The 21545-nt window shown below is 69.7% G+C and carries 24 protein-coding genes and 1 pseudogene; 8 read left to right on the top strand and 17 right to left on the bottom strand.

Features of this window, described 5'->3' with window-relative positions; genetic code table 11:
- Positions 1 to 24: 24 nt before the first annotated feature.
- Positions 25 to 1050: pseudogene (locus BMY74_RS20985) on the bottom strand (Cmx/CmrA family chloramphenicol efflux MFS transporter); the annotation flags it as partial.
- A gap of 172 nt (positions 1051 to 1222) precedes the next feature.
- On the opposite strand from BMY74_RS20985, the gene BMY74_RS20980 reads away from it, so the two are divergent.
- Complete coding sequence (locus BMY74_RS20980; protein WP_089918524.1) at positions 1223 to 1669, top strand: hypothetical protein; 447 nt, start codon at positions 1223 to 1225, stop codon at positions 1667 to 1669.
- Here BMY74_RS20980 and BMY74_RS20975 read toward each other — a convergent pair.
- From BMY74_RS20975 to BMY74_RS20960, 4 genes are all read right to left on the bottom strand, one after another.
- On the bottom strand, positions 1633 to 2424 hold the full coding sequence (locus BMY74_RS20975; RefSeq protein ID WP_245786268.1) for a DUF1206 domain-containing protein: 792 nt from the start codon (positions 2422 to 2424) through the stop codon (positions 1633 to 1635). The two genes, BMY74_RS20980 and BMY74_RS20975, sit on opposite strands and share 37 nt — an antisense overlap.
- Positions 2425 to 2471: 47 nt before the next feature.
- Positions 2472 to 4277: a VanW family protein gene (locus BMY74_RS20970; protein ID WP_425434849.1), complete on the bottom strand. Its 1806-nt coding sequence runs from the start codon at positions 4275 to 4277 to the stop codon at positions 2472 to 2474.
- Between the two features lie 283 nt (positions 4278 to 4560).
- Positions 4561 to 4854, bottom strand: coding sequence for a GroES family chaperonin (locus BMY74_RS20965; protein WP_089919073.1), 294 nt, complete (start codon positions 4852 to 4854; stop codon positions 4561 to 4563).
- A gap of 36 nt (positions 4855 to 4890) precedes the next feature.
- Complete coding sequence (locus BMY74_RS20960) at positions 4891 to 6750, bottom strand: NHL domain-containing thioredoxin family protein (RefSeq protein ID WP_089918518.1); 1860 nt, start codon at positions 6748 to 6750, stop codon at positions 4891 to 4893.
- A gap of 46 nt (positions 6751 to 6796) precedes the next feature.
- Between BMY74_RS20960 and BMY74_RS20955 the strand changes: the two genes are divergently transcribed.
- Together BMY74_RS20955 and BMY74_RS20950 are read left to right on the top strand one after the other, a co-directional pair.
- Positions 6797 to 7288, top strand: coding sequence for a helix-turn-helix domain-containing protein (locus BMY74_RS20955; RefSeq protein WP_089918515.1), 492 nt, complete (start codon positions 6797 to 6799; stop codon positions 7286 to 7288).
- Between the two features lie 3 nt (positions 7289 to 7291).
- Positions 7292 to 7864 (top strand): PIN domain-containing protein, encoded by a 573-nt coding sequence (locus BMY74_RS20950; RefSeq protein ID WP_089918513.1) that lies wholly within the window; start codon positions 7292 to 7294, stop codon positions 7862 to 7864.
- Between the two features lie 18 nt (positions 7865 to 7882).
- On the opposite strand, the gene BMY74_RS20945 is transcribed toward BMY74_RS20950, so the two are convergent.
- The 3 genes from BMY74_RS20945 to BMY74_RS20935 are packed head-to-tail and all read right to left on the bottom strand — an operon-like array spanning position 7883 to position 9760.
- Positions 7883 to 8296 (bottom strand): DUF4259 domain-containing protein, encoded by a 414-nt coding sequence (locus tag BMY74_RS20945; protein WP_245786266.1) that lies wholly within the window; start codon positions 8294 to 8296, stop codon positions 7883 to 7885.
- Positions 8297 to 8325: 29 nt separating this feature from the next.
- Entirely contained in the window at positions 8326 to 9219 is an 894-nt protein-coding gene (locus BMY74_RS20940) for a pentapeptide repeat-containing protein (protein ID WP_089918511.1), read from the bottom strand.
- Between the two features lie 22 nt (positions 9220 to 9241).
- Positions 9242 to 9760 (bottom strand): hypothetical protein, encoded by a 519-nt coding sequence (locus tag BMY74_RS20935; RefSeq protein WP_089918508.1) that lies wholly within the window; start codon positions 9758 to 9760, stop codon positions 9242 to 9244.
- Between the two features lie 116 nt (positions 9761 to 9876).
- Here BMY74_RS20935 and BMY74_RS20930 point away from each other — a divergent pair, with 116 nt between their 5' ends.
- Positions 9877 to 10929, top strand: a complete 1053-nt coding sequence (locus tag BMY74_RS20930) for an NAD(P)-binding domain-containing protein (protein WP_143091650.1) — start codon at positions 9877 to 9879, stop codon at positions 10927 to 10929.
- A 3-nt stretch (positions 10930 to 10932) separates the two neighbouring features.
- Here the strand turns inward: BMY74_RS20930 and BMY74_RS20925 are convergent, their stop codons facing one another.
- Together BMY74_RS20925 and BMY74_RS20920 are read right to left on the bottom strand one after the other, a co-directional pair.
- Complete coding sequence (locus tag BMY74_RS20925; RefSeq protein ID WP_089918503.1) at positions 10933 to 11601, bottom strand: dienelactone hydrolase family protein; 669 nt, start codon at positions 11599 to 11601, stop codon at positions 10933 to 10935.
- Positions 11602 to 11627: 26 nt separating this feature from the next.
- Positions 11628 to 12542 carry an SDR family oxidoreductase gene (locus tag BMY74_RS20920; protein WP_089918501.1) on the bottom strand — a complete coding sequence of 305 codons (915 nt, stop codon included), beginning with the start codon at positions 12540 to 12542 and terminating at the stop codon, positions 11628 to 11630.
- Positions 12543 to 12639: 97 nt separating this feature from the next.
- Between BMY74_RS20920 and BMY74_RS20915 the strand changes: the two genes are divergently transcribed.
- Together BMY74_RS20915 and BMY74_RS20910 are read left to right on the top strand one after the other, a co-directional pair.
- Positions 12640 to 13311, top strand: coding sequence for a TetR/AcrR family transcriptional regulator (locus tag BMY74_RS20915; RefSeq protein WP_089918498.1), 672 nt, complete (start codon positions 12640 to 12642; stop codon positions 13309 to 13311).
- Between the two features lie 7 nt (positions 13312 to 13318).
- Positions 13319 to 14092 carry an HAD family hydrolase gene (locus BMY74_RS20910; protein WP_218159691.1) on the top strand — a complete coding sequence of 258 codons (774 nt, stop codon included), beginning with the start codon at positions 13319 to 13321 and terminating at the stop codon, positions 14090 to 14092.
- On the opposite strand, the gene BMY74_RS20905 is transcribed toward BMY74_RS20910, so the two are convergent.
- The 5 genes from BMY74_RS20905 to BMY74_RS20890 all read right to left on the bottom strand — a co-directional run bounded on the left by BMY74_RS20905 (position 14082) and on the right by BMY74_RS20890 (position 18444).
- Positions 14082 to 14426 carry a PIN domain-containing protein gene (locus BMY74_RS20905; protein ID WP_089918496.1) on the bottom strand — a complete coding sequence of 115 codons (345 nt, stop codon included), beginning with the start codon at positions 14424 to 14426 and terminating at the stop codon, positions 14082 to 14084. The two genes, BMY74_RS20910 and BMY74_RS20905, sit on opposite strands and share 11 nt — an antisense overlap.
- Before the next feature lie 14 nt (positions 14427 to 14440).
- Positions 14441 to 15811 (bottom strand): S28 family serine protease, encoded by a 1371-nt coding sequence (locus BMY74_RS20900; RefSeq protein ID WP_245786265.1) that lies wholly within the window; start codon positions 15809 to 15811, stop codon positions 14441 to 14443.
- Between the two features lie 52 nt (positions 15812 to 15863).
- Positions 15864 to 16715 (bottom strand): NAD(P)-dependent oxidoreductase, encoded by an 852-nt coding sequence (locus BMY74_RS20895; RefSeq protein ID WP_177229850.1) that lies wholly within the window; start codon positions 16713 to 16715, stop codon positions 15864 to 15866.
- 230 nt (positions 16716 to 16945) lie between these two features.
- Positions 16946 to 17092, bottom strand: a complete 147-nt coding sequence (locus tag BMY74_RS45135; protein ID WP_169746017.1) for a hypothetical protein — start codon at positions 17090 to 17092, stop codon at positions 16946 to 16948.
- 158 nt (positions 17093 to 17250) lie between these two features.
- Positions 17251 to 18444 (bottom strand): ATP-binding protein, encoded by a 1194-nt coding sequence (locus tag BMY74_RS20890; protein ID WP_089918490.1) that lies wholly within the window; start codon positions 18442 to 18444, stop codon positions 17251 to 17253.
- A gap of 154 nt (positions 18445 to 18598) precedes the next feature.
- Between BMY74_RS20890 and BMY74_RS20885 the strand changes: the two genes are divergently transcribed.
- Together BMY74_RS20885 and BMY74_RS20880 are read left to right on the top strand one after the other, a co-directional pair.
- Positions 18599 to 19213, top strand: a complete 615-nt coding sequence (locus tag BMY74_RS20885; RefSeq protein ID WP_089919064.1) for an SIMPL domain-containing protein — start codon at positions 18599 to 18601, stop codon at positions 19211 to 19213.
- A gap of 83 nt (positions 19214 to 19296) precedes the next feature.
- Positions 19297 to 19977: a S1 family peptidase gene (locus tag BMY74_RS20880; RefSeq protein WP_089918488.1), complete on the top strand. Its 681-nt coding sequence runs from the start codon at positions 19297 to 19299 to the stop codon at positions 19975 to 19977.
- Here BMY74_RS20880 and BMY74_RS20875 read toward each other — a convergent pair.
- Together BMY74_RS20875 and BMY74_RS20870 are read right to left on the bottom strand one after the other, a co-directional pair.
- A complete protein-coding gene (locus BMY74_RS20875; protein WP_089918486.1) occupies positions 19964 to 20224 on the bottom strand; it encodes a hypothetical protein in 261 nt (86 codons plus the stop codon). The two genes, BMY74_RS20880 and BMY74_RS20875, sit on opposite strands and share 14 nt — an antisense overlap.
- An 83-nt stretch (positions 20225 to 20307) precedes the next feature.
- Positions 20308 to 21513 carry an acetyl-CoA C-acetyltransferase gene (locus BMY74_RS20870; RefSeq protein ID WP_089918483.1) on the bottom strand — a complete coding sequence of 402 codons (1206 nt, stop codon included), beginning with the start codon at positions 21511 to 21513 and terminating at the stop codon, positions 20308 to 20310.
- Between the last annotated feature and the right edge of the window lie 32 nt (positions 21514 to 21545).

Genomic DNA, 21545 nt, shown 5'->3' with positions numbered 1-21545 from the left:
GGCCCGTTTTTCGTTGCGTCAGAACAACAGCGGACCGATCGCGGCACCGACGTTGAACGCCGCCGTCGCGTAGGAGCCCGCCATCGTGGGCGCACCCGCCGCATGGTGCAGCACGCGCGCGATCAAGGTGCTGCCGACCGCGAACGACGCCGCGCCGAGCACGAACACCAGTGCCAGCAACGTGATCGGCTCCCGGCCCAGCACGTCGAGGCACAGCCAGCCGACCACGGCCGGCGGTCCGCCGAACGCGACGACCGGCAGCGGTGACGAGTCGGCCAGCCTGCCTCCGGCGGTGACACCGGCGAACGAGCCGATGCCGAACAGCACGAGCGCGACCGGTACCCACCACTCGCTCAGTCCCGTGTTCGTCACCACCGGGGCGAGGAACGTGAAGCGGCCGAACGTCACCGCGTTCACGACCACGGCGAGCACGACGACCAGCACCAGCCGCGGCTTGAGGAGCTCGGCGAACTCCGGGCGCAACGCGGACATCACGAGGTGCTCCCGCCGAGCCGGAATCCCCTGCAGGACACCGATTGCCGCTGGCACGCAGAGCACGGCGACCGCGAGGAACGTCGCACGCCACCCGAAAGCGGTGCCGAGCAACGACCCGCCCGGCACACCGGCGATGGTGGCGACCGTCGTGCCGGACAACAACACGGCGAGCGCCCGACCACGTCGTCCCGGCGGAACGAGCGCGGCGGCCGTCGTCAGTGCCACTGCGAGGAATCCGGCGTTGGCGAGTGCGGCGACCACACGGGACGCGAGCAGCACGGCGAAGCTCGTCGTGAGAGCGCCGACGACGTGAGCCACCAGGAAGACGAGGACGAACCCGAACAGACTGCGGCGGGGCGGCCACCGGCGGGCGAGCACCGCCATCAGCGGTGCGCCGACGGCCATGCCGGCCGCGAACGCAGAGGTGAGCAGACCGGCGGTGGCCACCGGGACGCCGAACGCGGCCGCGATGGACGGCAGCAGTCCGGCGAGCATGAACTCGGAGGTGCCCATGGCGAACACGGCCAGGGCGAGCAGGTACAGCGAAAAGGGCACGGAGGAACTCCGGAGGCTTCAGGGGTTTTCGGGGCTGACGGCTAGACCGCAGACCCGACCCTGGATGCCTCAGGACTCGACATGCCCCGCACGGTAGCGTGACCGAGTCCCACGACGCAGCCGGATTTCGTTGTCGGTTGACAGGCCCTCGTTCGGAATCAAAGATTGCCGGGTGTTCCTGTACCTGCTGATTCTGTGCGCGGTCGTGGGCGTCGTGGCGCTCGCGACGATCGTTCTACGACGCCTGAAGAACCGGCGGGTGCGCCAGGACGCGCTGTGGTCCGCGTACCGGCAGCACATGGACGAGCTGCGCGCGGCGTCGCCGGAAGCCGAGCTCGCGAACGTCGCGCAGGTGTACCAACGGGCGGGCAGCGGTGCCAAGGCCGCGATCGTGTGGCAGCGGACCGGGGTCGCCCAGGACTCGTGGTTCGAGGGGATGAACCCGAGTCCCGGCGACCTCCTGCTGCTGCGCGGCGGCCCCGGCTGGGGACCGGACGTCAGCAGCCCCAACGTCTTCTACATCGCGCCGGGGCAGGTCCTGTCGTCGATGACGCTCGAGGCCCAGGAGGCCGCGGACCGCCATCACTCCTTGAGTGCGCGCGCCGCCGCGAAGCAGTAGACGCCGAACGCGGCGATGCCGATCGCCACGGCGGACAGCAGGAACATGCCGTAAGGCTGTGCTGCCAACGTCTTCAGGGCTTTGTCCATGCCGCCGGACTGCCCGGGGTCGGCGTTGATCGCGGCGAGCCCGACGAGAACGCCGATCACGCCGTACGCGCTGCCCTTGCCGATCCAGCCGATCCTGCCGACGGGCTCGATCCACTTCGGGGCCTTGCCCATGTCGAGGTCCTTCTCGAAGGACTTCTTGACGCCCTTGTAGATGATCACGCCGGCGATGACGAGGATGCCGATCGCGATGGCGCCGACGATGAACTGACCGCCGGGCCAGGAGAGCACCTGCGCGGTGAGTTCCTGCTGCTGCTGGTTCTGGTCGCCGCCGCTGCCGGAGCCCGTCGCGTACTTGAAGGCACCCAGCGCGATACCGGTCGCCGTGACGGCACGGGCCGCGGAACCGATCCGCTTGGAGATCCGCTTCCGCTTCTTGCCGATGTAGGTGTACCCGACGAAGGCGAGCAGCAGCTGCCACAGGGCGAAGAACACGAGCCCGATGCCGAGCAGCCAGAGCAACCACGGGCCGCCCTGAGCGATGTCGCTCACCGCGCCCTTCGAGTCGGCCTGTTCGGAGTCGCCGAACGCGACCTGGATCGCAAGCCACGCCACCAGGACGTGTACGACCCCGTACAACACCATTCCCGCGCGCCCCAGCGTCTGGACGACGGGGTGTCTTCGCGCCTCTTGCGCAACAGTGGCCACGAACGGGTGAATACCCGCGCGTGGCCACTGTTGAACCAGCTTTTGTGTCAGCCGCCGGGCGGCGGCTCGCAGATGATCTTGAACTGCGGGTCGTACTTGACCGTGCGCGACTCGGAGCGCGACTGGCCGCTGCGGCGGTCCGTGATCGTGCGGGTGTCGGTCACCGAGAAGCCGGGTGCGCCGTTGCTCGGCGTGCAGCCGGCCTTGTTGACCTTCTTCTCCTGCGGCTGGGTCGGGTTGAACTCACCGCTGGTGGAGCCGGTGACGTCGTAGTTCTTGGTGCCCCAGAGCTTGATCGTGATCGACGAGCCGGTCCAGATCGTCTGGATGGCGACACCCGTGTCGTCCGGGTTCGTGAACGCGATGTCGATCAGGCTGTTGCCCGCGTTGTCCATGAACACGGTGGCCTCGCGGCCCTTCGGGTACCGCGTGATCCAGTAGCTGTGCTCCCGGTGGCCCGCGTCCTTCATGCCCGCGTAGTAGTACGCGTTGTAGAGCGTGGTCGCGAACTGCGAGATGCCACCGCCGACCGCCATGCCGGGGATGCCGTTCTCGATGATGCCGGCCTCGACGTAGCCCTGCGCGGTGCCGCGGGGGCCGGTGTACTTGTTGAGGCTGAACGTCTCCTTGGGCTTCACGATCGCGCCGTTGACCTTCTCGGCCACGACCCGGATGTTGACGCCCGAGGCGGGGGCGAAGCCACCGGTCGAGAACTCGCCGATGACCTCCTTGATCCCCATCTTGTTCGCCTGCTCGGTCGTGACCTTCGCGGGCGTGTGCTTGTACTCGAACTTGACCTCGCGCGCGTCCTTCTTCTTCAGCGTGTCGAAGTAGGGCTGGAGGTTCTTGTCCCAGTCGAGGTCCAGGCCGTCCACCGAGGGCTTGACCGTGGGCTTGCCGCCCTCGAAGACGATCTCGGCGTCCTTGCCCTCCTTGATCGTGTCCTTGAGCTGCGGCGTGGTGACCTCGGCGAGCTTGTCCTTGTTCGGCGTGACGTTCAACGCGCCACCCTCACCGGGGGCGAACGCCAGCGTGGTGCCGATCTGCTCGGGCGTGAGCGTCGCGTCCTTGCCCTCGCCCTTGATGACGACGGGGCCGGACACCGCGGTCTTCACGACCTCGTTGAGCGCCTTCTCGACGCCCTCCTTGGTCGTCTTGACCGGGGTGAAGTCCATCGGGACGTCGACCGGGCTGCCGGACGCCCAGTTCGCGACCACGGCGCCGACGGCGTCCTCGGTCTTGAGCTTCTGGCCGTCGTGCGGTTCGACGGCGACGGGGTTGGCGCCCTCGAACTTGATCGTGCCCTCGATCGGGTCGTGGTCGAGCTTGGGCCGCAGGGCCTCGAGGGCCCCGGAGACCTTCGTGTCGTCGGCCTTCGTCGCGACACCGACCTCGCGGCTGGTGAAGAACGAGGTCACGCGCGTGAACGGGCTGAGCGGCTGGCTGCCGGCGCGGTCGATCGTGGCGTTCCAGTCGAGCTCCAGACCAGCGGCCTTCGGGTCGAGCTCGGCGGTGACGTCACCGGCCTTGAGCGCGACGGGCTTGCTCAGGCGCGGGCCGATCTCGTCGCGCAGCTTCTTCTCGGCGTCGCCGTGGCTCATGCCGCCGACGTCGACGCCCGCCACCGTCACGCCGCGCGGCACGTTGCCGCTCGAGACGAGGATGTCGAGGCCGTAGAGCAGACCGAACGCGCCGACCACGGCGGCGGCCACGATGAGCGCCTTGCGCCGGTTGAACTTCGGCCGCGCCTCGTCCTCGCCCGGCTCGATCATCACGGGCCCGTAGACGCCGGTGTCGTTCTGCGGCTGTGGCTGAGGCTGTGGCTGCGGTTCGGGCGGCGCCACCGGCTTCATGTACTCGGTGGCGGCGTCGCCCGCCGGGAAGCCGACCCCGGGCAAGGCCGCGGCGATCGTGGGCTCGTTCGAGTCCGGCTCCTCAGACGGCCACGCCTCGGTCGAGGCGTCCACCTGGACCGGAGTGATCTTGGTCGTCTGCTCCGAGGACGTGCCGCCGGGACCCACCGGAGGCATCGCTCTCGTCTTGTCAGCGTCGTACGGCACAGCTCTCCCCGTTGCCCTGTCTCTCCTGAGGTGGCATATGTGTGTAGCTATCAGGCGCAGATCACGAACCGGCGGCTCATAGGTACAGACCAGTACCGTGCTCGGTGAGCTCAGTCGCAACCGCGTGCAGATCGCGTTCCCTCATCACGAGGTACGTGGTGCCCTGCACCTCGACCTCGAGCTGGTCCTCCGGGTTGAACATCACCCGGTCGCCGACCTTCACGTGGCGCACGCTGGTACCGACTCCGAACACATCACCCCACGCCAACCGCTTCGCCATCTGGGCCGTAGCGGGGATCACGATGCCTCCGCTGGAACGCCGCTCGCCGTCCTCGGGCGAGATGCGGACCATCACGCGGTCGTACAGCATCTGGATCTCGAGCTTGACATCAGGCACCAGCAGAGTCTACGTGCCTTGTGGACCCTCCTCGTCCATGCCGCCCATCAGCAGCGGGAGCCTGGTGGGTGCATCCGCAACCACTCGAACGGGCACTCCCCAGTCCTGCCTGGTCAGACGGCAGACGGGGTGTTCCTCGGCCGGGTCGTCACTACAACTCGCGGCCTGCGCGACGACGTGCAGCACGCCGTTCGTGACCTGATCGTTGATCCGCAACGCCCGTACCAGTTCGGTGGTGACCCCCGCGCCCTCGAGGATCAGCTCCGGGGGTGAGCTGGTGATCTCCAGACGCGTTGAGGGGCCATACCTTTCGTCCAGTTTGGTGCCTTTCGGCGGGGTGAAGACGACGGCGAGTTCGAACGCCCCCGCCGCGATGTCGGTGAACGGCCGCTTCACCTCGTGGGCCGCGCCGTCGATCTTGGTGGCGGAGGCCGCGAACCGTTCGAGCCGGTGCGCCGCGGATGCGACCACGACGAGCTCGCCGTCGACGACGAGCGCGTCGGACGGCTCCGCGACGTCCGTTGCGATCGTGGTCAGCGTCTTGGTCTCGGGATCGAAGCGGCGGATCGCGTTGTTGTAGGTGTCGCTGATGACGACCGAGTGGTCGTCCAGGACCGTGACGCCCAGCGGGTGCTGCAACAGGGCCTCGTCCGCGTCGCCGTCCTTGTGGCCGAACGCGAACAGCCCCTTGCCGACGACCGTGGTGACCTCGCCGTGCTCCAGGTACCGCAGCGCGCTCGTCTCGGAGTCGACCATCCACAGCCGGTCGCCGTCCGCCGCGAGCCCGGACGTCTGCGCGAAGAAAGCGCCTTCCGCGGGCCCGTCGTTGATGCCCTCGACGGTGGTGCCGGCGAGCCTGCGGACGGTGCCGGACGCGGGGTCGAAGAAGCCCAGCGTGTGGTTGCCGGCCATGGCGATGGCGATGCCGCCGTTCCACCAGGCCACGTCCCACGGGCTCGTCAGCTCGATCTTGTCGGCGGGCCCGTCGGTCTCGCCGTCGCGCCACTGCTCCCCGGTGCCCGCGAGGGTCGTGACCTCGCCGGTGTCGAGGTCGAGGCCGCGCAGCAGGTGGTTGACCGTGTCCGCGACGACGACCTGGTGGGTGCCGGGGACGAGCGCGAGGCCCGCGGGCTCGGAGAAGGTGGGGTTGAGGCCGTCGGTTCTTCCACGCTCACCGGTGCCGAATCGGCGGATCACGGTCTCGCCGTCCGCCTCCAGCTCCACGATGCTGTGGTGCGCCGAGTCGCTGACGAGGATCGTGTTGCGCGGCGTGACGATCGCCTTGGCGGGGAAGCGGAGCGTGGTGTTCTCGGGCTCCGGCGCCTGGTACGGCCCGGTGCCGCGGTGCAGCGTGCCTTTCTCGTCGTGCTCCTCGACGAGCTCCTTGATGATCGTCCGGAGGGCCTCGACGTGGCCCTCACCGGCGGCGACGTGCACGACGTAACCCTCGGGGTCGATCAGGTTCAGCGTCGGCCACGCCTTGACGGCGTAGTTCTGCCACGTGGTGAGCTCAGGGTCGTCCAGCACCGGGTGGTGCACCCCGTAGCGTTCGACGGCGGCCTTGAGAGCGTCCGGGTCGGCCTCGTGGACGAACTTCGGCGAGTGCACGCCGATCGTCACCAGGACGTCCTCGAACTCCTCCTCGAGGGGACGCAGCTCGTCGAGGACGTGCAGGCAGTTGATGCAGCAGAACGTCCAGAAGTCGAGCAGCACGATCTTGCCGCGCAGGTCGGTGAGTTTGATCTGCTCGCCGCCTGTGTTCAGCCAGCCGCGTCCCACCAGTTCGGGGGCGCGGACGCGGGCACGGCGCTTGGGGGTGCTCACGGCCGTATCCAACACTGTGGACGGTCGGACTGTTCCGGCGTCCATCAGGTGGACTTCTTTCGTTTTGTTCGTTTTGGGCTAGCATGAACACATGACGGCAGGCGCGAGTGAGCGAACGGTGCTGCCTCCGGCCCAGCCGGAGAGCTTGTCCGCGTGGGTCGCCGCGTTGACTCGCTCAGGAAACGAGACCGCCGCACTCGTCGCACCCGACGGCACGCATCTCCCGCTGCCGCAGGAGATCTTCGACGTGCTGCGGGACGTCGTGTTCGCGATGTCGCGTGGTCTGGCGATCACGGTCGCCCCTCAGCACACCATTCTCACCACCAGCGAAGCCGCACATCTGCTGGGCGTTTCCCGGCCGACCTTGGTGCGACTGCTGGAAGCGGGCGAGATCCCGTACGAGCAGCCCAACAGGCATCGGCGAGTCCGTCTGGCGGACCTCCTCGCCTACCAGGACCGTTCCCGCAGGGCACGCGCCGCCGGACTGGACGAGATGGTCCGCGACGGTGAGGACGGCGGCCTTTACGACCTTCCGTTGGAGACGCCGTTCGAGCGGTTGCCGACGAACGACGACTTCAGGTGATCAGTGCTTCCCGTCTTCATCGACACGTGCGTCCTTCTCAAGCCCTACCTCTGCGACACGCTGCTGACGATCAGCGAGTGCGGCGTCTACCGTCCGCTCTGGTCTACCGATGTGCTGGCCGAACTTGATCGAAACTTGCGCAAACGAGGCGCCTCCGAGCACCAGGTGGCCCACCGGCTCGGACAGATGCGACGACACTTTCCCGACGCCGAGGTGACCGGGTACCAGCACCTCGTCGAGGCGATGGAGAACGATCCCAAGGATCGGCACGTCCTCGCGGCAGCCGTGTGCGGCGGGGCCGAATTGCTGATCACCGAGAACCTGAAGGACTTTCCTGCTGCCGCCGTCAGCAGTTTCGACATCGAGGTGCTGCACCAGGACGAGTTCCTGCTCGATCAACTCGATCTCGCCCCGGAACTGGTGATCGCAGCCCTCCGGCGACAGGTGTCCCGCTACAGACGAACGCCGCGCACTGTCGATGACCTGCTCGACATCCTGGCCAACGAGGGTCACCGCTGCAGCGGGTTCGCCGAAGCGCTCCGCAACACCGGAGCGTTCGGCACTTGGAGAAGTTGACCTGCTGGCAGCGGAACGTCAGGCGAGAAGAACGGCCTTCAGGTCGGCGATGCTCTGCCGCCACTGCGGACCGGACTCGCTCTCGTCCCACAGCTCGGCGAGCTCCGACCCCTTCCCCAGCACCCGGTCCAGCGCCTGAGCCGCAAGCGCCCGCAGGTCTTCCGGCAGAGGCGGCAGCAGCTCGTCGGGGCCGTACGCGGTGGTGATCGGCGTGCCGCCCGGCAGCTGCGCGGCGATCAGCGCCGCCGAGGCGACGGCCTGGCACGCCTCGTAGCTGTCGAGGAACTCGTCGGACTCAATCGTGCTGGTCAGCGCGGTGCGGATGATGGCCTCGCGCTCCGCTTCCGCCGCGTCGTCCAGCTTGCCGGAGAAGTCCGCGGCGGTGTCGTTGTCGAAGTGTCCGACGTCCCAGGTGCCCATGGCGGTGATCATGACACCCGGCACCGACAAATCCGGGTGGGTCAGGGCAGCTTCAAGCCCGGCTTGTCGCCCTCGTCGAACACCGGCGCCACCCTGATGACCGCCTCCGAGAGGTCCACCTCACCGCCCGCGAACCGCGCGCCCCGGAACGACACCTCGCCCGCGTTGAGCTCCGCGCCCTCGAACTTCACGCGGCCGCCGGTGAACCGCGCGCCGTGGAACGTGACCCGCGCGCCGCCGAAGGTCGCGCCGCCGAACCACACCTCGCCGCCGCTCACGCGCATGCCGTCGAACGACACCCAGCCGCCGGGGAAGCGCGCCAGGCTGAGCACCAGGTTGCCGCCGGTGACGTGGACGCCGGCGAAGTCCGCGGCGCGCAGCACCGCCCTGGTCAGGTGGAAGTCGTGGCCCTGCCAGCTCACCGGGGCGCCGTCGCGCAGGTGTGCGGTGATGAGGCTGGTGACCGACAGGCGGACCTCGGTCTCCTCGTCGTGGTCCCACTCCGAGTCGAGGGACGGCTCGTACGGGATGCGGAGGTACGCGCACAGCACGTCGATGCACGTCTGGCGCTGCTCGGTCCACTCGTCGGCGAGCGACGCCATCGCGTAGAGGCCCGCCAGGCGGACGGTGGGCTTGTCGTGGCCGATCTGGGTGCAGGCGGTGGCGAAGCGCTCGTTGAGCACCTTCGCGTGCTCGCGCTTCTCGGCGGACTCGCTGATGCGTTGCTTGCGGTAGGCCACGACGAGGGCGACCACGCCGCCTACGCCGGCGACGACCGACAGTGCGATCTTGATGATGTCGACTCGGGTGTTCAGCGCGGTCGGCAGGCCCAGCGCGAGCCACAGCAGTCCTGCCGCCGCGGCGAAGACCGCCAGGCCGATCAGCACCACCGCGCTGATGTGCGTCCGGATCGACCAGAGCTCGCGATCAGCCACGGCGCGAGCGTAGTGGCGAACGTCAGGTGCTGGTGTCGTAACGGAAGATCACGCTGGGCGTGACGTCCGCCCAGTGCACGACCACGCGGGTCTGCCCGCCCTTGGTGTGCCGCATGGTCAGCGTGAGCGGGGACCACGTGCCGCCCGGCTCGGTGACGCCGGTCGACGTGCACGCGATGTCGCGGTCGCCCTCGCACTCCCAGCCCTCGCCGCCGACGGTCAGGTCGCCCTCGCCGTCCATGTCCTCGACGACGAACCGCAGCCGCGCGTCCGACTGCGGTGTGCTGCCGGTGTTGCGGGGTGTCAGCGTGAAGTCGACGGGCTGGCGGCGGTAGGCGAACCCCATCTCCTCCGGGGAGTTCCGCCACTCGCGGACGCCCTGGGCGTCCGTCTTGATCTCGAACGGCTCCTGCAGCGGCGGAGTCGGCGGCATGGTGGTGGTCTCGCCCGTCGGGTCGGGGGACGTGGGGGGCGCGGGTGCGGCCTGGGAGGTGCAGGCGCCCAGCAGCAACGTCAGCGCCGTCACCGCGATGAGCCTCATGGACCCAGCGTAACGGCGTCGTGCTCGTCCGGCGCGTCCGCAGAGCGGGACGGTCGCCCGCACCCCGCCGTCAGCGTTCATGATGGAGGCAGACCGCCCGTCTGAACCTTTTCGCCGTGATCGGCGTAGAGGACGCCGGGAGGTGCGTGATGGTGGAGTACCTGGTCGTCGGTGCGGGTCCGGCCGGCCTGCAGATGGGGCGCTTCCTGCACGGTGCGGGCCGCGACTACCTGATCGTCGAGGCGGGACCGGAGCCGGCGGGGTTCTTCCGGAGGTTCCCCCGGCACCGCGTCCTGTCGACGGACGACAACTGGCTGTTCGACGGCGCGCCGTTCACGCGCTACAGCAAGCGGTCCTTCCCCGACGCGGACGACCTGGTGCGCTACCTCGAGGACTTCGCTCGGCCGTTGAACATCCGCTACGGCACGCCGGTCGACGACCTGGGCCGGTACCGGGCGCGGCACGTCGTCGTCGCCACGGGCAAGAAGCCGCACCTGCCCGCGATCCCCGGCATCGAGCACGCCGAGACGTACGCGACCGCCAGCACCGATCCGACCGCGTACGCCGGGAGGCGCGTGCTGATCATCGGACGCGGGCACAGCGCGTTCGAGACGGCGGACAACCTGTCCGCCACGACCCGGCTCACGCACACCGTGGGACGGTCGGTGCAGCGGATCGTCAAGGAGGGCGACGAGTTCGTCGCGACCATCGACGGGACCGGTGAGCTGCGGTACGACGACGTCATCGCGTGCACCGGTTTCCGCCGGGACACCGCGCTCGACGCGCCGGGCGTGCACGTGCTGACCGGCGACTCGATCAAGGCCATCCGGCACGCCGCCAGGGCGTTGCACCGGTCGCTCGAGGCCGAGCACCACGGCGTGCCGTGGCCGCACCGCAAGCTGCGCAACCGTCCCGACTCGCTGGCGGCGACGATCGCGACGCGGGCCGGCAAGATCCCGGACGGACTGGCGGACGTCGTTGTGCCACAAGGACAACACGCGCTGCTCTACGACGAGATGCCCACGACCGAACGCAACGGGTTCGTCGTCACGAGCACGCAGGTGAGGCACTACCGGCGCAACGAGCTGATCGCCGTCGAACGCCGGTTGCACCGCAAGCCGCTGGAGAAGTTCTTCTCGCAGCAGCTCGCGGTGCCGTGCATCGCCTGAACCTCAGGCCGGCAGCGTGCGCTTGAGGAACTGCCCGGTGATGTCCCACGCGCGGTCGGCGGCGGCCTGGTCGTACCAGGGCCCGAGGTGGTTGAGGAACGCGTGGCCGGCGGGCTCCAGGTGGACCTCGGCGTTCTCGTGCTCCTCGACGGCGTCCACGACGGCCTGGTAGCCGGTGATGAACGAGTCCTCGGTGCCGAAGTGGAACAGGATCGGGCACGTCACCTGGCCGAGCGTGCCGATCTGGTCCGGCACGCCCGAGCCGTAGAACGACACGGCGGTGTCGGGGTCGGAGGCGACGGCGGCCGCGTAGGCGAGCGTGCCGCCGAGGCAGAAGCCGAGCACGCCGACGCCACCGGTGACCTCGGGCAGACCGCGCAGGTACTGGACGGACGCGACGACGTCCTGCACGGCGAGCGGGAAGTCGAGGTTGCCGGTGACCTCCATCGACTTCGCGATGCCCGCCTCGTCGTGCTCGCCCACCCAGCTCGGCTGGAAGCGGTGGAACAGCTCGGGCACGGCCACGACGTACCCGAGCGCGGCCAGCTTCTCCGCCACACCCCGCAGGTACCCGTCCAGGCCGAAGATCTCCTGGACCAGCACGATGCCGGGCCCGGTCCCGGACTCCGGCAGCCAGAGCGGCAACGGCATCTCGTCAACTCGATGGGTCATGTCCCGATCTTGCCCGAGCACCGGGGTCAGCCGCCGACGGCCACCGACGTCCCGGTGAGGCGCTCGGCCTCGGCCCACAGGCGCGCGGCCACGGCCTTGTCCCGCGCGGTCCGGGGCGTCGAGACGGGCCTGGTCGGACCCACGACCGCCCAGCGCGGCCCGTAGTAGCCGCCGGCGACCGCGCCGGGGTCGGCCGTCGCGTACAGGAGCGGTTCGGTGCCCTGCTCGACCCCTTGCGAGGGAACGACCTTGTAGCCGATGGACTCGACGAGACCGGGCTTGCCGCCGTTCAGGTGCGGGCCCGAGGTCATCAGGTTGGTGCGGGTGTAGCCGGGGTGCGCGGCGACCGACAGCAACGGCCAGTCCCGTTCGGCCGCCAGGTCAGCGAGGTGCAGCGTCATCAGCAGGTTGGCGAGCTTCGTGCGGGAGTAGGTCAGCGTCGGGCTGTACCGGCGGCGTCCCTGCAGGTCGTCGAAGTCGATGCGACCGCGGTAGGCGGCACCGCTGCTCATGGTCACGACCCGCGGCGCGGGTGCGGCCAGCAGCAACGGCAGCAGTCGCACGGTGAGGGCGAACGGGCCGAGGAAGTTGCTGGCCAGCTGGAGTTCGAAGCCGTCGGCGGTCTCGGTCCGCGCGGGCACGTTCATCACGCCCGCGTTGTTGACCAGCACGTCCAGCGGCCTGCCGTCGGCGAGCAGGCCCTCGGCGAACGCGCGCACCGACGCCTGGTCGGCCAGGTCGAGCTGCCGGACCTCGAGCGACGCACCGGGGTGCGCGGCCAGGATCTCCGCCTTCGCCTGCTCGCCCTTGGCCGCGGTGCGCACCGCGAGGACCACGTCCGCCCCGGCTCCCGCCAGGCGCTTGGCCGCCTCCTTGCCCGTGCCGCTGTTCGCGCCGGTGACGACGATCCGCTTGCCGTGCTGGTCAGGAACCTCGTACATCGCGACCCCTCGTTAAGTACTGCCGGTCTCTTATGTCCTCAACATAACGGACCGACGGTCTCTTAGTAAAGTACCGCTGGTCTGTAACATGCGGTGCATGAGCTTCCAGCGGGCGCGCACCGACGAGCAGCGCGGCGAGCGGCGGCGGCAGATCCTCGCCACCGCGGCCGCCATGCTCACCGAGATGCCGGTCGCCGAACTGACCCTCACCGCACTCAGCCGCCGGGTCTGCCTGGCCAAGGCCAACGTCCTGCGCTACTTCGAGTCGCGCGAGGCCGTGCTGCTGGCGTTGCTGGAGGCGGAGGTCGCGGACTGGATCACGGAACTGGAGGCCGCGCCGGCCGCGGACGGCAGCGCGGCCGGGGAACGCGGAGACCGGTTCGCCGAGCTCCTGGCGACCTCGCTGGCACGTCGCCCGGTGCTCTGCGACCTGATGAGCGCGCAGTCCACGGTGCTGGAGCACAACATCTCCGCCGAGACCGCGCTGCGACACAAGCGCGCTGTCCACGGGTACCTGGAGGTACTCGTCCGGTTCACCGCGGGGCACCTCCCCGAGCTGGGCGACGAGGACGCGGCCGCCCTGATGCAGTCCGTCATGCTCGTCGCGGTCGCCGCCTGGCCGGCCAGCCGTCCCCCGCGGGCGGTGCTCGACGCCTACGCCACCGACCCGGCCCTGGCCGTGATGTGCGTCGACTTCGCGGACGTCGTGCGCCGCACCGCCGCGGTGACCGTTTCGGGTCTTCTCGCCCGCGAGCGCCAGCCCCGATAATCGCCCGATGATCAGGTTGATCGCGACCGACCTCGACGGCACGCTGCTCCAGCCCGGCGGGGTGTTGAGCGACCGCACCCGTGCCACGCTCCACGCCGTCGACGCGGACGTCGTGGTCGTCACGGCGCGACCGCCGCGGTTCGTGCAGGACCTGGAGCTCACCGGCACGGCGATCTGCTCCAACGGCGCGATGATCTACGACCTCACGAACCGCGAGGTGACGCACGCGCAGACGGTGCCGCTCGACGTCGTGCGCAAGGTGTCGGAGGCGTTGGCCGAGGTCATCCCGAACGTCGGCATCGCGGTCGAGACCGGGCTGGAAGTGTTGTCGGAGCCGGGTTTCCAGGGTTTCGGACCGAAGAATCCACACAGGACGCTGGAGCTGCTCGACCACGTCCTCGAGGAGGCGCACCAGGTCGTGCAGATGCTCGCGTGGGCGCCGGACGCCGAGGTCGACCACATGATGGAGATCGCGCGGGAGGCCGTCGGGCAGCACGTCTCCGTCACGCACTCGGGCGGCCTCGGGCTGCTGGAGATCAGCCCACCGGGCGTCTCGAAGGCCGCCACGCTCGAATCCCTCTGCAACACAAGGGGAATCGGCAAGCACGAGGTCGTCGCGTTCGGGGACATGCCGAACGACCTGTCGGTGCTCGGGTGGGTCGGCACGGCGTACGCGATGGGCAACGCGCACCCGCTCGTGAAGCAGGCCTGCACGAACCACGCGCCGCCGAACACCGAGGACGGCGTGGCTCAGGTCCTCGAAAGCCTCTTCAGGATCTAGGCACCGAGGTGGGTCCGGCCACCTCGGCTCCCAGGGCGACCACCCGCCGCCGCAGCTCGCGGTCGGCGGTCACCACCGTCACCTGACGTCCGGCGCCTTCGGCTCGCACCACCTCGACGATCGTGTCGTCGCCCTCGCCGGGAGCGGCGACGACACGGACGTCGTCGATCGAGGAAACGTTGCGCGCCTTGCCTTCCACGACGAGAACGACCTCCTCGTCACGGCCGCGCAGCGCGTCGCGGAGGCGTTCGGCCGCGGCCGCCCTGTCCCGCCACCACCCGTCGGGGACCGACCCCACGACGTTGGCTGCGTCGACCACGAGCAACGGCTTCACGCCTCCAGCGTGCCTCAGCCCCGGCGGGCGCGCAGTTCGTCCAGCGAGTCCGGCCCCTCGTCCACGGCAAGTGCCGCAACGGGGGCAGCGGACACGCCGGCCCAGCGCAGCACGGCGGCGGTGGCGGCGGCCCGTTCCTCCTCGGGCAGCTTGGCGATGTTCGCGCCGTGGTTGCCGCCGGGAACCGTGTACGACAACGAGTCGCGCGTGCCCCGTCCGAGGCGGAACGGTTCCGCGCTCCACGGGTCGTTCTGGCCGTTCACGAACAGCAGCCGCGAACCCTGGTGGCGGACCCACGTGTCGATGTCGCGCATCGCGGAACGGTCGAAGCGCGAGAACCTGATGTCCGGCGACACCATCGAGCGCGGCACCGAGGAACCGGGGTAGCGCAGCAGGTCGCGCACCGCCGACTCGTCCGCTTCGGGCCAGCCGAGCTGCGTGCCCGCCTGGTAGTAGTACGCCGTGTAGGGCGCGACGCCCGCGTCGGTGTAGAAGTCCCAGCCCACGGTCTGGTCGATGAACTTCCACAGGTCGTCCACCGAGGCGCCGTCACCGGGCACCAGCGCGCACTGCTCCTGCGTGCCGTACTGCCAGAACGTGAACGGCGTGTCCAAGACCAGGATCTCCAGCGCCTTGTGGGCGTTGCCGAACTGCTCGTACGTGTAGCCCTTCGCCTCCAGCCTCGCCACGAACTCGTCGCGCTGCTGCAGGATCTGCCGTTGGACGCCTTCGAGCCGTCGGTTGCACGTCGGGTCGTTGCCGACCTCGCGGATGAACTCGCCGTAGACGTCGCGGTCGTTCACCACGTCGTTCGGTGCCACGTACGCGATGGTCGCGTCGACGTCGCGCGGGAAGAAGCGGCGGTGGTAGATCGACGTCATGCCGCCCTTGCTGGCACCCGTCGAGAGCCACTTCGCACCGTAGATCTTCTTGAACGCGCTGACGATCCGGTGGTGGTCGTTCGCGGCCTGCCAGATGTTCAGGTCGTCCCAGTCGGCCGGGGCGGGGCGCGACGGCGGGAAGAACCGCTGCTCGACGCTGATCTGGTTGCCGTCGACGAGCCGGGCGGGCTCGGACGCGCTGACCGAGCCGGGCAGGTTGTAGCCGGTGGTGTGCAGCACCATCGGCTTCGACTCGGCCTTGTGCAGCAACGAGAAGCGCTGCTCGAACTTCGGCCCGCGCGGCTTGCGGTGGTCGGCGGGCTGCTGGATGCCGAGGACGAACGTCCGCGCGGTGCCGGACGTCCCCTCGCTGATGATCCGCACGCCGGGGACGGCGGCGACGCGGTCCTTGATGTCGGGGGCGGCGGACGCCACGGCGGCGGTGGCGGCGACCTGCGCCGATGCCAGGCCGAACGCCAGCAGGGAGCGTACGAGTCTGTTCACCGCACCAAGCTATTGAGCCCGCACGCCCCGCCGGACCGGCCGATCGTCGGGCTTATTCGAAGCTCGCGAAGTAGGACGCCGCCATGTCCTTGTCGCCGTGCCCGCCGTCGACCGCGCGCTTCAGGCGTTCGGCGGAGGCCTGGGCGACGTCCAGCCGCACCTTCGCCCGGTCCGCGGCCTCGGCGACGAGCCGGGCGTCCTTCAGCGCGTTCTCGACGGTGAAGGCGGGCTCGAACGAGCGGGCGATGATCGCGCCGCCCTTCATCTGCAGGTACGGGGTGTCGATGGCGCCGCCCGAGATGGCCTCGAGAAGCAGCTTCGGGTCGAGTCCGGACGCCTCGGCCAGCGACACGGCCTCGCCCACCGCGGCGGTCAGGGCGAGCACCCAGCTGTTCGCGACCAGCTTCAGCTTCGACGACGCCCCGGCCTCGCCGATCCACATCGTGCGCGCGCCGATCACGTCGAACACGGGCTGCACCCGCGGACGCAGTTCCTCGGCACCGGACGCGAGCACGACGAGCTTGCCCTCGGCCGCCGGCTTCGTGCTGCCGAGCACGGGGGCGTCCACGAACTCCAGCCCGAGCGAGCGGGCGAGCGCGATGTGGTCCTCGGTCGCCTCGATGCCGACCGTGGACGCCTGGATCCACACGGCGTCGTGCGGCAGTGACGGCGCGGCGGCCTGGATAGCGGAGGTGACCGCGGGGCCGTCGTTGAGCACGGTCAGCACGACCTCGACGCCCTCGACGGCCTCCGCGGGGCTGCCGGTGACGGTGGCGCCCTTCGAGGCGAGCGGTTCGGCCTTGGCGCGCGTGCGGTTCCAGACCCGGACGTCGTGTCCGGCCGCGGCGAGGTTGGCTGCGATGGGGGCACCCATGAGGCCGGTGCCGAGCACGGCGATCTTCATGTCCCCCAGCAAACAAGAAACCTCGCGGTGCTGCCAGGTCGGGGGTCCGACAGCACCGCGAGGTCAACAGTGACATCGGCGGACCGACGTGCGCTGTTACAACACCATCATACTGTGGCGTGGATCACGTTTAACAGAATGAAACCCCTGGAGCGCGGGAGGTGCTCCAGGGGTTCCCGTTGGGGAGGCACTCGCGACGGGGCGCCGCGCGAGTGCCGGGTCTTCGAAAGTCAGCGCAGGGTGGTGACCTGAGCCTGGGCGATGGCCATCAGCTCGTGACGCATGGACGGGGTGGTCGCCATGTCGATCGCGCGAGCCACGGCCTTCCGGTTGCGCGCCTCGGCACGACGGGCGCGGAGCTTCGCTGCGAAGTTCATCTCGGTCTGCACTTCCCTCTTCGAGGTCTTGTTGGCTGGTGACTCAAGTATGCACCTTCGTGGGCGTAAACGCACGCGATTGTCCGGTGAGGTGGCGCACATGCCGATGAATCATCGGCCGATAACGTGGACGGCCGGACAACGACGGGTAACCGCCGTCACTCCTCCCGGCCGAGCAGGAAGCGCCCGAAGTGGGGCACCGTGAAGGCGATCTGACCCCGCTCCGCGCTGTAGACCAGGCCTTTCTTGATGAGCGAGTCCCGCGCGGGCGACAGCGACGAGGGCTTGCGGCCGAGGTGCTCGGCCACCTGGGCGGTGTTGACGCCCGCATCCTTTCCGTCGGTCAACTCGGCCATCGACCGGAGATACTCGCGTTCAGCGGGCGTTGCACGCTCGTATCGGGAGCCGAAGAAGCCCACGGCCAGCTCCGCGTCGGCCTCCGGAGCCGCCACCGAGACGTCCAGCGCGGTGATCGGGTCGGCCGGAGCGGCGTCCCAGGCGGCCTTGCCGTAGGCCTGGATGAAGTACGGGTAGCCCCCGCTCGCGTCGAAGAGGGCGTCGAGCGCCTCGTCGGTGATGCCCGCGTCCTCCCGTTCGACCGGGGCCAGCACGGCGCGGTCGGCGTCCTCGCGGCTGAGCCGGTCGATGCGGACGTAGCGGAAGAGGCGTTCCGAGTACGACTTGCTCGCGGACAGGACCGCGGGCAGGTGGGGCAGGCCGGCACCGACGACCACGAGCGGCGCGCCGATCTGCGAGAGCTCGTGGCACGCCGCGCACAACGCGCTGATGTCGTCCGGCTTGAGGTCCTGCATCTCGTCGATCAGCAGCGCCACACCCGTGCCGACGTCCTGCGCCAGCTCGGCGACGTCGGTGAAGAGCTCGACCAGGTCGATCTCGATGTCACCCGAGTCCGCGCGGCCGGACGCGGCGGGCACGTCGATGCCCGGCTGCCAGCGGTCGCGCAGCTTGGCGCCGTCCGGAGCGGCCCTCAGCGCGAACGCCTTGAGGATCCCGAGGATCGCCTCGACCCGGTCCGGCGCGCGGTGGCGGACCGCGAGGTCGCGGATCGCCCGGTGCAGTGCGGCGCTCAACGGCCTTCTGAGGTCGGCGTCGGGCCTGGCTTCGACCTTGCCGGCGCCCCAGCCGCGTTTCACGGCCATCGACCGCAGCTCGCCGAGCAGCACCGTCTTGCCGACCCCGCGCAGTCCCGTCAGCACGAGGCTGCGCTCGGGACGGCCGCGGGCCACGCGTTCGAGCACCACCTCGAACGCACCGACCTCTTTGTCCCGGCCGGCGAGCTCAGGAGGCCGCTGGCCTGCACCGGGAGCGAACGGGTTGCGCACCGGGTCCATGGCTCGCACCGTATCCGCGTTTCTAGGACCCGCCTTAGAGACGCGCAGACTCGCGTCGAAATGCGGCCGGATGCCGCTCTCTAAGTTTATCTAGTGATGGAGCAATAGAGTCGAATAGTTGCGGATGCTGTGCCGTGCCGGTTGGCTGGCCCACGTGGCTGAAGTCGTGACGAAGGGGACAGGCGAGGTCGAGCGCACCGCCGACCGCGCACAGGTCGACGTGACGTTCGAGGCGCTCGGCGCCGAACGCTCCGAGGCGGTGAGCACCCTCAACCAGCGCATTTCCACGATCGAGCCGCTGCTCGAGGAGTTCGAGGTGCGGTCGCGGCAGCTGTCCGCGCACGACAACTGGGACAACAACCAGCGCGTCGGCAGCCGCGCGTCGCAGCAGTACGTGATCTGGGTGAAGGACCTCGACCGCCTCGACGCGCTGCTCGGCGAACTCGTCCAGGCCGAGCCGTCCTGGATCAACGGTCCGTCGTGGGCGTTGGTCGACGACGGCGAGGCCATCCGTGAGGCGCAGCGGGAGGCCGTCGCGGATGCGCTGCGTCGCGCCGAGGGGTACGCGTCTGCGTTGGGGCGGCGGCTCGGGCCGTTGCTGCGGATCGGTGACACGGAGGGCGGCGCGCACTACCAGCCGCGGATGATGAGCGGTGCGGCGTCGTTCGAGATGGCCGGGCCCGCCGGGATGGTGGACCAGCTGAACCTGAAGGCGCAGCAGATCACCGTGTCCGCGTCGTGCACGGCCGCGTGGTCGTTGCTCGACTGACGGCCGTAGTCCTGAGGTCTGACCCGCGGATCATGCCGCGGTGCGATCCGCGGTGACGGCGTCGATCCATACCGTGCCGATCCATGCGGAACTTGTTGATCGGCATGGTCGTCGGGGCGGCGGTGATGGCGTCCATCGCGCCCGCGCACGCGATCATCGGCGGGGAGACGGCGACCGGGGAGCACACCTGGATCGCCGACCTGGGGCACGACGACAACGGGCACGGGTGCGGTGGCGGGCTGGTCGCGCCGCGGTGGATCGTGACGGCGGGACACTGCCTGGGGCGGGCCGCGGTCGGCACGTCGGTCCGGGTCGGGTCGAACGACCGGCTCGAAGGCGGCAGCGTCGTCGCGGTCGCGAGCGTGCACAAGGGCGACCACGGCGACATCGGGCTGGTCGAGTTGGAGAAGCCCGTCGCCGAGACGCCCGCACTGGTCGGTCCGATGCCGGTGTCCGGGCCGATCCGGTTGCTCGGCTGGGGCATGGACGCGCAGGAGAACCCCACCTCTCCGCGGCACCTCAAGCAGCTCGACACCGAGGTGCTCGGGCAGTGCGGCGGGAACGACGAGATCTGCGTGAAGCAGTCCGCCGAGGCCGCCGTGTGCCACGGTGACTCGGGGACGCCCGCGATCGTCGACGGCAGGGTGGTCGCGGTGACGAGTCGCGGGCCGATAGGGCCGTGTGGCGCCGAAGGCTGGACCGTCTACACGGCCGTGGCGCCGCATCAGGCCTGGATCGACAGCACGATCGCTAGCTCTCGTTGAGCGACGCCAGTGCGTGTTGGACCGCGGCGGCGTCCTGGTCGTCCGGACGGGCCTTGAGCCACCGCCTGAGCCACTCGACGCGCCGCCGGGCCGCCGCGGCCAGCGTCAGCGTGATGTAGGCGCGGCGTTCCCACTCGCGGGCCGACCTCATGGCGTCGGCGGCCGGCCGCCACTCGTCGCGCATCGTGCCGGTGAGGGCGCGTGCCAGCACCGGATCTCTCTCGGGATCGACTTGCAGGTCGTGCATGCGCCCCCCACCCCCCAGTACCGCCACGCTGCGGTCCAGTGAGTGTGCATGAGGGACCCTCGGCTTCGGCAAGCCTTGGTGCGTCACCGTTCCAGAATCGCAGTGATCCCCTGGCCGCCGGCCGCGCAAATGGACACGAAACCGCGTCCACTTCCCTTCTGGTGCAGCAACTTGGCGAGGGTCGCGACGATGCGGGCGCCGGTGGCGGCGAACGGGTGGCCTGCCGCGAGTGACGAGCCGTTGACGTTCAGCTTCGCCCTGTCGATCTCGCCGAGCTCCTTCTCCCAGGCCTTCAACGTCGCCAGCACCTGGGACGCGAACGCCTCGTGCACCTCGTAGAAGTCGAAGTCCTGGAGTGTGAGGCCCGCCTTGTCGAGCATGCGCGGTGCAGCGTGCACGGGTGCCATGAGCAGGCCCTCGCCGCCGTGCACGTAGTCGACGGCGGCGGTCTCGGCGAACGTCAGGTACGCGAGCACGGGCAGGTTGCGCGCGGCCGCCCACTCCTCGGTCGCGAGCAGGACCGCGGAGGCGCCGTCGGACAGCGGGGTCGAGTTGCCGGCGGTCATCGTGTCGCCGAAGACGGGCTTGAGCTTCGCGAGCTTCTCCACGCTGCTGTCCGGGCGGAGGTTCTGGTCGCGGGTCAGGCCGAGGTACGGGGTGACGAGGTCGTCGAAGAAGCCCTCGTCGTAGGCGCGCGCGAGGTTCTGGTGGCTGCGCGCGGTGAGTTCGTCCTGGTCCTCGCGCGTGATGCCGTACTCGGCGGCGGTGACGGCCGCGTGCTCGCCCATCGACATGCCGGTGCGCGGTTCGCCGTTGCGCGGCAGGTGCGGGACGACGTGGCTCGGCCGCAGCTTCGTCAGGAGGCTGATCTTGCGGGTGCGGTTGAACTCCAGCAGGAGCTTGCGGAAGTTCTCGTTCACGCCGATCGGCGCGTCGCTGGTGGTGTCGACGCCGCCCGCGATGCCCGCCTCGATCTGGCCGAGCGCGATCTTGTTGGCCACGGCGACGATCGCCTGCAGGCCGGTGCCGCACGCCTGCTGGAGGTCGTACGCGGGCGTTTCCGGGCTGAGCCTGCTGCCGAGGACGGACTCGCGGACGAGGTTGAAGTCGCGCGAGTGCTTGAGCACGGCGCCCCCGACCACCTCGCCGAGGCGTTCGCCCTTCAGGCCGAAGCGGCTCACCAGGCCGTCCAGCACCGCCGTGAACATGTCCTGGTTCGACGCGGTGGCGTACGGGCCGTTCGAGCGGGCGAACGGGATGCGGTTGCCGCCGATGATCGCTACTCGCATGCCGTCATACTACCTACTAGCGGGTAGACTTA

This window comes from Lentzea albida (assembly GCF_900111005.1).
Taxonomy (GTDB): domain Bacteria; phylum Actinomycetota; class Actinomycetes; order Mycobacteriales; family Pseudonocardiaceae; genus Lentzea; species Lentzea albida.
Note: the sequence above shows the minus strand (reverse complement) of the source record. Positions and strands in the feature narration are given on the sequence as shown.